We start from the raw sequence: 10,103 nt of genomic DNA, 5'->3' as shown, positions 1-10,103 counted from the left end.
TGATGCCGCGTCAGAGCCCGAGATCACCTTCACCGTCACCGCAACCTCTTCCGACGGCAGCGCAGCCGCGCAGGACTATGCCGTCAGCGTGGGTGGCTCGCTGCCGATATCGCTGTCGTTGGTGAAGACGACGCTGACCTCGGCATGGTCGCCGCCCAGTCCCGATCCGTCGGGCCTCGCCTACATCTCTCATCTCGGCGTGCTGTTGATCTCCGACGGCGAAGTCAACGAGATGGCGAACCTGTTCACTGGCGACAACTTGTTCAAGATGAGCCCGAGCGGTTCCTTCGCCGGCTCACTCACCACCATCGGCTTTTCGGACGAGCCGACCGGCGTCGCCTACAACCCAGAGAACAGGCATCTGTTTTTCTCCGACGACACGGGTACGAGGAGCGTCTACGAACTCGACCCAGGCGTCGATGGAGCCTACGGCACCTCGGACGATGTCGTGACATCCTTCCCGACCGCAGCCTTCGGGAGCCGTGATCCCGAGGGGCTCGCCTACGATGCGGGCCGCGGGGTGCTCTATGTCACCGACGGCTCATCGGCGGTCATCTACACGATCGATCCCGGTCCGAACGGGAAATTCGACGGCGTGCCTTCGGTAAACGGCGACGACGTCGTGACCAGCTTCGACGCCGGCGCGCTCGGCATCCACGATCCCGAGGGGATCGAATACGATCCGGCGCTCGACATTCTCTACATCACCGCATCGCGCGATTCGATCGCCATGGTGACACCCCAGGGACAGCTTCTGGGCTTTCTCGATATTTCCGAGGCCGGTGCTCGCAATCCGGCCGGTCTGGCGCTGGCGCCGAGCAGTACCGATCCGGGCCGGATGAGCCTCTACCTCGCCGATCGCGGCGTGGACAACAACTCGGACCCCAACGAAAACGACGGCAAGGTTTATGAGTTCATGTTCGAGCACGGCCTGCTGGTCTGACGGAGCCAGGCCTTGAAAGGATGTGGACCAGCGCGGCGCTGACCAGATGGCATGGCTCGACAATGGCGAGCGTCCATTTTCTTTGTCACCGGGGTGTTTCCCCGGCGATCGGTGCGCCGACCGGACGAGGCAGGCGGGACGCGTGCAGGGGCGCGCGGGTGGCGGGACGAAGCGAGCGCTGCGCGCCGTGATAGACGACGAGCAACGCCAGCGGCAGCCAGAAGAACGGTGCGGTCGACGGGCCGAAGGAATCGCTCATCTGGTTCGCCAGGAGATAATTCCAGGCGGAAACCGCCGATCCGAGCAGCATCACATTCGCCGTCTCGGTCCGCTCGCGGCCGCGAAACAGTGTGTGGAGAACGGCAGCCGCCAGATACAACGCCACCAGGAACACCATGAGCGCGATCAGGGCTGCTCCAGGCACGCCCATCGTCCTGAAGTATTCGACAAAGAGGTTGTGGCTGTGCGGTGCAATATCGCCGATCGGCTGGCCGGCCCCCACGCCCGTGAAAGGGTGGGCAAGGCCCAGCTCGATCGACATCGCCCACAGTTGCTCACGTGACACCATGGAATGTGCGTCGCCGCCCGAAAACTGCAGGGCCAGCAGGCGGTATGCACGCGGATTGAATGCCTGAAGCGTCAGCAGGGTCGCCTGGGCGGTCAGCGGTATTGCGACCAGTCCGGCAAGGAGTGCGACGGGCCTGCGCCTTCTTGCGGCGAGGTAGACGCCGTAGAGAGTAAAGAAGACCAGCAGCCCCATCGTGCCGACGACGAAATTTGTCTTCGACCCGGACATGACCAGCCCCAAGACAATAGCTGCGGTGCAGCCCAGCAGCAGGATCCGGTGTCTGCGAGCGAGGAGCAGTCTGGCCGCCACCAGAGGCAGGACCGCCGACATGGCGATGCCGAGCTGGTTGGCGTGCTTGAAGTAGCCGGCCGCCCGGTCGGCGAAGTTGGCATCGCCCAGGCCCGCTATGACGAGGCAGGCGGTCACGACGCCCATGCCGATGAAGGCCGACACGATCCCGTCGATCTCCGCCGGCCCGCGCGGCCCCATCGCCAGGGCGGCAATGGTCGGCAGCAGGGCAAAGCCGAAGATCTGGGCGAAAACGACGCGCAGCGTCCTGAGGGGGTTGTCCGCGTAGAGCATGGACAGAAGCGCCAGCAGCACGATCAGGCCGGCCACCGCCAGCAGGCCGAGCATGAACAGGGCGTCGTTGCGATGCAGGTTTCCGGCTGCTTTGCCATAGACGGCGACGCCGATCACCGTACACAATAGTGCCAGCAGAAAGGAAAGCGAACCGTCCGTGCCGCTGATCTGCGTGGCGCCGGGAAACCATATCGAGACGACGAGCATGCAGATCGAAATACGCAAGACCGACAGGAAGCGGGCATGGGTCATGGTCGCAGCACCTCCTCGGCGCCAGCGGTGCCGCTCAAGGTGGAGTGCTCCGTCCGGATGTGGTCGATGGCGGCCTCCAGATCGCCGAACTCGAGCCTGCGAACCTTGGCCCCAGCCAGAGCGCTGCACAGGGCACGGAAGGCCGATCTCGTCATGCGATGGTCCTGGCTGAGCGCCTCCTGCAACATGTCGACGAGTGCCTGCGTCCGGGCGACGCGGTGCATCTCCAGGCCCCATCCCGCACGGTAGCGGGGGAAGATCACCTGTCTCAGGCTTGAGATCGGCGCCGACTCCGCCCAGCTCCGCGGCCACAGATATTTCACGCACTTGCCGTCGGGCCGCGTCCGTTGCGGGATGTCGCCCAGTTCCGGGAAATAGCGCTGCAGGGCTGGCCAGCTTCCTCTCTTGGCCGTATGCGCCAGCGGCAAGCCACGGATCACGCCGGCCTCCGCGTCAAGCAGGATCACGTCCTCGCCGATGAGCGTATAGCCGACCGAGCACAGGGCCGCGGCCAGCGTGCTCTTTCCCGATCCGGAGCCGCCTGCGACGATCATCATCGCGCCGTTGTGAACGAGAGCGGCTGCGTGCAGGGCGATGGCGCCGGAGTGCCGTGCCAGCTCCGCTCCGAGGATGGCCGTCTTCAGCCGTGCCGCGACGTCGTCCGGCGTTCTGCAAAATTCGGACCGTCCCCGCCAATCCGCAATCTTGTAGCCGCCTGCAGCGTGCCGCACGGAAACCCGCATATCGCCGCCATCGATGGCGGCAGGCAGATGACCGAAGATCTGGCCGGTCACCTCCGCGAGGCTGCCGTCCTCGTTCATCGATACGACGATGCGGTCCAACTGGAAGGAGCGAAATGTGCCGCTCCAGTCTCCGTGCCGCGGCGTGCGCGCAAAGCGGACGATCCTCGTACCGGCGGAGCCGGTCATCCGAGATTGCACCGGCGAGGGGGGAACTATGAGCCCTGAGGCCTTCCATTGCTGGATGCACATCTCCGCGAAGGAGGTTGCTTCTCCGAGCGAGCAGGCGGCGCGCGATGCGACGGCGATGGCTGCAGTTTCCCGGATGACGGTCGACGTGTACGTGCGCGCCACGCAATCCGGCCACAATGTTTGCCACAGGTGCGAGGCGATCGCGTCGAGTGAGATCAGCTTCTGATGCGCCTCGTGGAAGATGACGGGACGTCCGTCGAGCACGAACCAGTCGATGCTCCTGTTGGGTTCAAGCTCCATGGCTTACCGTCAGGCACTCTGGCAAAGGGTTGAAATCAGCCCCGAACAAAGAATCTGAAGAACTGTCTGAGAATCCTGGCAAGGAAGCCGATCTTGTGCTTTTGGGGTTTGGTTTTGCCGCCAGACGCCGCGATCGCCTCTGAATCGAGGCTTGTGGACAGCAGCACGGTCATGGTCGGCGGCGTGACGATGGCCGCCTTTCCCAAGGTCTTCAGAAATTTCCTGCGTCCCGCGTTCCAGCTGTTTTCGTGTTTGGGATCATCGTTCGATTCGGGGATGGCATCGTTCGGCATTTTCTCGCTCCGCTTGAAAAGGCTGCCAGGGGTACGCGCCCAGCGCAGGTCGCCTCCAATATGTAAAATATAGTAACAAATATAAGAATTCATAACACAAAGATATAATGTTTCTAGCTCTCATTAAATCTATACAATGACATATAAGACTAATGAAAGTACTATCATTTTATGTAAGGGTGTTACCAATTATTGATTAAGACTACCTCTTTTGCGCCGCGAGTCGGAGGGCCGATTGAACCTGCCGGCGCAGCCACCAGGAGGCGCGAAGTGGGAAGACGAGGAGTGTCTGGTCGAAAGCCGCATAGAATCTCTCCTCGGATCGCAGCATCTGTCTGTGAAAGAGGGCGCGGCAAATCCAGCGCGGTGACGTATCCGGCAGGCCGGTCATTCCGAACAGCCGGCGCAGGTTCTCCTCATACAGAGTGCATGCCAGTCTGCGCATGCCAGCGCTGAACCGCCGGTGAACCAGGTCATGGTCGACTGATCTGCTCTGCATGAACTCGACGGCGTCGAGCAGATGGCGCAGGTTGATCTCTCCGCAATAGAGGCCATGTTCCTCGAGCATGTCGTGACCAATCAGGTAGCACAACCGGTCGGTAGAGGAAGGCAGCCGCGCCCGGTGCGAAGCGAACGCGATCTCACGGGCATCGCGCATCATGTCCTCGGCCGACATTACCCTTGCGAGGTCTGGGGGGTGGCGGTGGATGTGGACAAGGCCGATATGCGGGCGCTTGACGAGCTTGGCCGCCGTGTGGCGCCTGCTGGCTTCCTCCCAGGGAACATAGCCGGCTACGGTGAGCGCGCGCTGCCCCCTTCCGATTTCGTCGGGAGCCAGCATGATGTCGAGGTCGGGGACCATGCGCGAGACGGTGCTTGGAGCTTCCGCCAGCGCGGCCGCGCCCGTCAGCAGCAGCGGGACGATGCCGGCGGCGTTCAGCGTCCCCAGCATGTCGGCCAGTTGCCGCTCAAGGAGGCGATTCCGCGCCTCGTTGGCACGATAGACACCCTCCCAATAGGCGACGACGCGCCGTTCATCCGCCGAGCGCGGTCGGAAGCCGGCTTGTGCGGTATGAAGCCGAGGCGTTACGAGGAACTGGTTGGCAAGATTGGTGATGCACACGAGATCGGCCTCGCCGGGGTGTTTGCCTGCAAGGTACGAGGCGAGCTCACCGATCCGGTAGCGCATCTCCATCGCCGTCTGTCTCCCATCAGTCGTCGCGGAAGGCCCGCTTGGCCTGATCCGTCAGGGGTTTCATCAGATAGGAAATCACCTTGCGCTCGCCGGTCTTGATAAAGGTTTCCACCGGCATGCCGGGAAGCAGCGCAATCCTGCCCGACCCTTCGAGGGCAGTCGAGTCGGGCGTCACGCGCACCACATAGTATGCAGCGCCGGTGCGGTCGTCCCGCGTGACGTCGGCGGAGATCATGGAAACGACGCCGCCGATCTCGGGCGTGCTGTGCAGGTTGAAGGCCGTGAAACGCAGCAGGACGCGCTGGCCGATCTCCAACCGGTCGATGTCCTGAGGCGGGATCATGGCCTCCACGACCAGATCGTCGTCGTCGGGCACGATCAGCATGATCTGCTCTCCGGCCGCGATGACACCTCCCTCCGTGTGCACCGTCGTGCGGTGGACGATGCCGGCGGCGGGCGCGCGGATGTCGATCCGCGTCACCTGGTCCTCGGCTGCGACCTTGCGTTCCTCGAACTCGGCAATTCTTGCATCGACCTCGCGAAGCTCGCTGCCGGTCTGGCTGGAGAATTCCTTGTCGAGCTGCAATATCTGGAGCTCTACCTCGGCGATGGCGCCGCGCGCCTGAGCGATGCTTGATATCAGCTGCGCGCGCTCGCCCTCGATGCGCGTTGCCTCGCGTTCATAGGCAGTCAGCCTGGAAAGTGAGACGAGCTTCTTTTCCCAGAGCTGGCGGATGCCCTTGATCTCCTCCTTGATCAGTTCGGTCTCCCGCGCCTTCGCCTTCGCCTGTGCCGAAAAGCCCTCGATCTGCTTCTCGATCTGATCCCTGCGTTCGCGCAACCGCGCCTTGTTGCCCTGAAGCGCGATACGCCGCAGATGGAAGAGGCGGCGCTCGACATCGAACATCGCCGCGACCTCAGGGTCGTTCATCCGCTTTGCAAGAGCGGGCACCGGCTCGAGGTGCGCGGCGCCGTCGCGCTCGACTTCCAGGCGCGACTTGCGGGCGTAGAGTTCGTCAAGCGTCCTGGCGACGAGGTTCAGATTGGCGCGTGGAATCGTGTCGGCCAGCCGCACCAGCAGGTCGCCCGCCTCGACGCGGTCGCCATCGCGCACGAGGATCTTGCCGACAACGCCGCCGGATGGATGCTGCACCGTCTTCTCGCTTGAGCCGACGATGACGATGCCGCGGGCGATGACCGCGCCGGCAATGTCCGCCGTTCCCGCCCACACGCCGATTATGCCGACGAGAACTGCGACGACGGCTGCGCCGCCCACAAGATTGCGGCGGATCGACTGCCGGTGCGAGACCACCTGCATTCTCATGCCCGTCGACGCTGGCCGGATCGCGGGGCAGGGCCGACCACGACCGGCTTGAGCGCCGGCGCCTCTTGAGCGCAGGCCGCGAGGCGGGCAAGCACGTTCTCCCTCGGTCCGAACATGTGCATCTGGCCCTGTCGCATGGCCAGGATCAGGTCAGCGGCAGCAAGCGTTTCGGGCCGGTGCGCGACGATCACGACGATACCACCGCGGGCCTTCACACCGGCGATGGCGGTGGCAAGCGCTGCCTCTCCCTCGGAGTCGAGATTCGATCCCGGCTCGTCAAGCACCACCAGGAAGGGATCGCCGTAAAGTGCCCTGGCAAGGGCGATGCGCTGGCGCTGCCCGGCAGAAAGGGCGGCGCCGTCGTCGCCAATCTGCGTCCCGTAGCCCTCGGCCATGCCCACGATGAGGTCGTGCGCGCCCGCTGCCCTTGCTGCCGCGACCACGGCGCTCGGGTCCGGCTCGGGAGCGAGGCGCGCGATATTTGCGGCGACGGTTCCGCCGAGCAATTCGACATCCTGTGGCAGATAGCCGATATAGCGCCCGAGACGCTCCGACGACCACTGGTCGAGCGACGCCCCGTCGAGCCTGATGCGGCCGGCCAGGGGTCTCCAGGCGCCGACCAGTGTCCGGACGAGCGTCGACTTTCCCGCGCCGCTCGGGCCGACAATGCCGAGCACCGTGCCCGAGCCGAGCGTGAAGTCCACACCCTGCACCACGATCCGCTGAATGCCCGGCGGGGTGACCGCCACGCGTTCCACGCTGAGCGTTGATGAAGGTATCGGCAGGGCCATCGGCTGCGCATCGCGCGGCAGGCGGGCAAGAAGCCCGCTCAAACGGTGCCAGCTCTGGCGCGCGGATGCGAAGTTGCGCCAATGGGCGATGGCGAGATCGACCGGCGCCAGTGCCCGTCCGGCCAGTATCGAACCGGCGATGATGATGCCGGCCGTCGCCTCGCCATGGATCACCAGCCACGCGCCTACGCCGAGCATTGCAGATTGCAGCAGGAGCCGCAGGGCGCGCGAGAAGCTGCCCAGCCTACCAGCCACGTCGCTGACACGCTGCTGATGGCAGAGATGTTCGCGGCTTTCTCGACGCCACAGATCGTGGAGCCGTCCGGCCATGCCCATAGCGGCAAGCACTTCCGCGTTGCGCCGGGCCGCCTCGGCGTGTCTGTTCCGTCTGACACCGCTGAGCGCGGCCGCGCTCAGCGGTTTCCGGGTCGATAGCTCGGTCGCCACCGTCAGCACGGCAAGCACGAGAGCGCCGCCCGTGGCGGTGACGCCCAGCGTTGGATGGAAGCTCCAGATGACTGCCAGATAGAACGGGAGCCACGGCAGGTCGAACAGGGCATAGGGTCCGGCGCTGGAGAAAAATGAACGGATGCCGTCGAGGTCACGCTGCGGCTGGAGGCTGTCGCCCTCGTGTCGAGCGGACAGGTGCAGCCTGCCGATGGCGGAGAACACGTGGCTTCCGACCGCTTCGTCCAGCTCGGCACCGATCCTGCTCATGACGCGCCCGCGCAGCATGTCGATGATCGCTTGTCCGAGGAATAGGACGGTGGTCAGCAACGCCAGCGCCACCAACGTGGGCACGCTGCGGCTGGGAAGAACTCGATCGTAGATCTGCAGCATGAAAAGCGCGCCGGTCAGCATGAGAAGATTGCTGACGCCGCTGAACACTGCGACGCCCGCCAGTGCCCCCTTGCAGGAGCGCAGGGCATTTGCCAGTTCGCGACCGGGTTCTGAGTTGTCAGCCGCCGCCTCGATCTTCAGACGCAACGGGCCGGCCTTGCGTCCGCGCCTTTCCCTCACCGCTTCACCGGCAAGCAGAAGCAGGCCCAGTACTCCAGCCGACAGCCAGATGGGCACCACGTCCGCGGCGGCGGCATATTCGCTCAGTGGCCGGATGCGGGCGGCAAGGGCGTCCGGTGCTGGCAGCCATTCCGATTCGAGGCCTGCCAAGGCACGCAGGGGCGACATCAGGTCGACATCGACGAAGCCCGGCAGCAGCACCGCTCCGGCCCGGGCGAGCACGCCGAGGAGCAGGGCCGCACCGAGCATGCGCAACAGGCGGCCGTGACGGGGCCGCTTTGCGCGATGCGCTTTGCCGCGGCGCCTATCCGCGTGCCGAAGGCCGGCCGGTGAGATGGAATGCACAGATGTTTCCTTTCGCAACATGTCGTTGTCGGAACATCGGCCCAAAAGCGAAACCGACTCTCGGAGAGAAGATTTTGCGGTGTCTTCGCGCGTTCGAGCGGGCGTATGGCTCAGGAAGGGGTGGGCTTTGCCGGCATCGTTTCATTGCCTGGAAAACGCCCGGCCAAGGCGGGAGAGGCGCACCTGCCTTGCCCGTGTCGGCACGGCTTGCGTGGCGGGGATCGCCGACTGGAGCGCGACCGGACGGCCGATGCTCGTGAAGAGGAATCCCGCCGCCTCGGCGACGGTACGCGGGAAAAGGTTGCGCAGATCGACGAGATGGGCCGACCGCATCGTCTGCCTCAGGCGGGCAAGGTCGATGCGGCGGAAGACATCCCATTCGGTGACGACCACCGCCGCATCCGCCTTCCTCGCACACTCATAGGCATCCGTGGCGAACTCCACGCGATCGAGAAGTCGTGCCGCATTGGGCATGCCGGCGGGATCGTAGGCGCGGATATGCGCGCCGAAGCGTTGCAGGGTCTCGATCAGGGGCACCGACGGCGCGTCGCGCATGTCGTCGGTGTCGGGTTTGAAGGTGAGGCCGAGCACGGCGATGGTCATGCCCTCGACGTCGCCGCCGACTGCGTCGATCACCTTCAGCGCCATCTTGCGCTTGCGGGCTTCGTTGGCCACGACCGTCTCCTCGACGATCCGCAAGGCCACGCCGAAATCCTGCGCCGTGCGCAGAAGCGCCAGCGTATCCTTGGGAAAACAGGATCCTCCGTAGCCAGGTCCCGCATTCAGAAAGCTGTTGCCGATGCGATGGTCGAGACCGACGCCGAGTGACAGTTCGTTCACGTCGATCCCCAATTGCTCGCAGAGGTCCGCCAACTCGTTGATGAAGGTGATCTTCGTCGCCAGGAATGCGTTCGAAGCATATTTGATCAGTTCCGCCGAGCGGCGCTTTGTCACCAGAACGGGAACCTCCGCCTCGGCCAGCCGGCGATAAAGCGCCAGCATCGGCGCCTGGGCTTCCTCTTCCTCGGTACCGACGATCACGCGGTCGGGGCGGAGGAAATCGTTTATCGCCGATCCCTCGCGCAGAAACTCCGGATTGGAGACGACGAAGAAGCTGCCAGGCGAGCGCTTCCTGCCGACGAGGCGCTCGACCGCATCGGCCGTTCCGACCGGCACCGTCGACTTCAGGACCAGAACCGCGCCGTCCTTCAGTGCGTGCGAGACCTCATCGGCGGCCTGAAAGACATAGGAGAGGTCGGCATCACCATAGCCTGCCCTGGGAGGCGTCCCCACGGCCAGGAAGACGAGCTCGGCCTGTTCGACGGCAGCCGAGGGCTCGGTTGAGAACGACAGCCGGCCCATCTCCATGTTGCGCGACACCAACGCTTCAAGGCCCGGTTCGTAAATGGGCACGACGCCTTCCTGCAATCGGCCGATCTTGGCCATATCCTTGTCGATACAGGTCACCTGATGGCCCCATTCGGCAAAGCACGCGCCGCTGACGAGGCCCACATATCCCGTTCCGATAACCGCAATCTTCATCGTCTCGCACGCTGAT

At 64.4% G+C, this 10,103-nt stretch carries 7 protein-coding genes and 1 pseudogene; 1 reads left to right on the top strand and 7 read right to left on the bottom strand.

The features are described 5' to 3' along the window. Positions 1 to 943 (top strand): annotated as a pseudogene (locus tag NUU27_RS16835) (RTX toxin); the annotation flags it as partial. Between the two features lie 85 nt (positions 944 to 1,028). Here the strand turns inward: NUU27_RS16835 and NUU27_RS16830 are convergent. From NUU27_RS16830 to NUU27_RS16800, 7 genes are all read right to left on the bottom strand, one after another. Then, positions 1,029 to 2,345, bottom strand: a complete 1,317-nt coding sequence (locus tag NUU27_RS16830; RefSeq protein WP_257763307.1) for an O-antigen ligase — start codon at positions 2,343 to 2,345, stop codon at positions 1,029 to 1,031. Then, positions 2,342 to 3,577: a hypothetical protein gene (locus NUU27_RS16825; protein WP_257763306.1), complete on the bottom strand. Its 1,236-nt coding sequence runs from the start codon at positions 3,575 to 3,577 to the stop codon at positions 2,342 to 2,344. Before NUU27_RS16825 ends, NUU27_RS16830 begins: the two co-directional genes overlap by 4 nt. A 35-nt stretch (positions 3,578 to 3,612) precedes the next feature. Further along, positions 3,613 to 3,870: a hypothetical protein gene (locus NUU27_RS16820; RefSeq protein ID WP_257763305.1), complete on the bottom strand. Its 258-nt coding sequence runs from the start codon at positions 3,868 to 3,870 to the stop codon at positions 3,613 to 3,615. Positions 3,871 to 4,072: 202 nt separating this feature from the next. Next, positions 4,073 to 5,065 carry a nucleotidyltransferase family protein gene (locus tag NUU27_RS16815; RefSeq protein WP_257763304.1) on the bottom strand — a complete coding sequence of 331 codons (993 nt, stop codon included), beginning with the start codon at positions 5,063 to 5,065 and terminating at the stop codon, positions 4,073 to 4,075. A gap of 16 nt (positions 5,066 to 5,081) precedes the next feature. Beyond that, positions 5,082 to 6,383, bottom strand: a complete 1,302-nt coding sequence (locus NUU27_RS16810; protein ID WP_308219976.1) for an HlyD family type I secretion periplasmic adaptor subunit — start codon at positions 6,381 to 6,383, stop codon at positions 5,082 to 5,084. A 2-nt stretch (positions 6,384 to 6,385) separates the two neighbouring features. Continuing rightward, on the bottom strand, positions 6,386 to 8,449 hold the full coding sequence (locus NUU27_RS16805; RefSeq protein WP_257763302.1) for a type I secretion system permease/ATPase: 2,064 nt from the start codon (positions 8,447 to 8,449) through the stop codon (positions 6,386 to 6,388). Positions 8,450 to 8,686: 237 nt separating this feature from the next. Then, positions 8,687 to 10,087, bottom strand: coding sequence for a UDP-glucose/GDP-mannose dehydrogenase family protein (locus NUU27_RS16800; RefSeq protein ID WP_257763300.1), 1,401 nt, complete (start codon positions 10,085 to 10,087; stop codon positions 8,687 to 8,689). Between the last annotated feature and the right edge of the window lie 16 nt (positions 10,088 to 10,103).

It is taken from the genome of Nitratireductor sp. ZSWI3 (genome assembly GCF_024655565.1).
GTDB lineage: Bacteria > Pseudomonadota > Alphaproteobacteria > Rhizobiales > Rhizobiaceae > Nitratireductor.
This window is presented reverse-complemented; position numbering and strand designations above follow the sequence as displayed.

Excerpts from the sequence above, each read along its gene's own strand:
- NUU27_RS16830 (WP_257763307.1), bottom strand. The coding sequence starts at position 2,345 with ATGACCCATGCCCGCTTCCTGTCGGTCTTGCGTATTTCGATCTGCATG.
- NUU27_RS16825 (WP_257763306.1), bottom strand. The coding sequence starts at position 3,577 with ATGGAGCTTGAACCCAACAGGAGCATCGACTGGTTCGTGCTCGACGGA.
- NUU27_RS16820 (WP_257763305.1), bottom strand. The coding sequence starts at position 3,870 with ATGCCGAACGATGCCATCCCCGAATCGAACGATGATCCCAAACACGAA.
- NUU27_RS16815 (WP_257763304.1), bottom strand. The coding sequence starts at position 5,065 with ATGGAGATGCGCTACCGGATCGGTGAGCTCGCCTCGTACCTTGCAGGC.
- NUU27_RS16810 (WP_308219976.1), bottom strand. The coding sequence starts at position 6,383 with ATGCAGGTGGTCTCGCACCGGCAGTCGATCCGCCGCAATCTTGTGGGC.
- NUU27_RS16805 (WP_257763302.1), bottom strand. The coding sequence starts at position 8,449 with ATGCTCGGTGCGGCCCTGCTCCTCGGCGTGCTCGCCCGGGCCGGAGCG.
- NUU27_RS16800 (WP_257763300.1), bottom strand. The coding sequence starts at position 10,087 with ATGAAGATTGCGGTTATCGGAACGGGATATGTGGGCCTCGTCAGCGGC.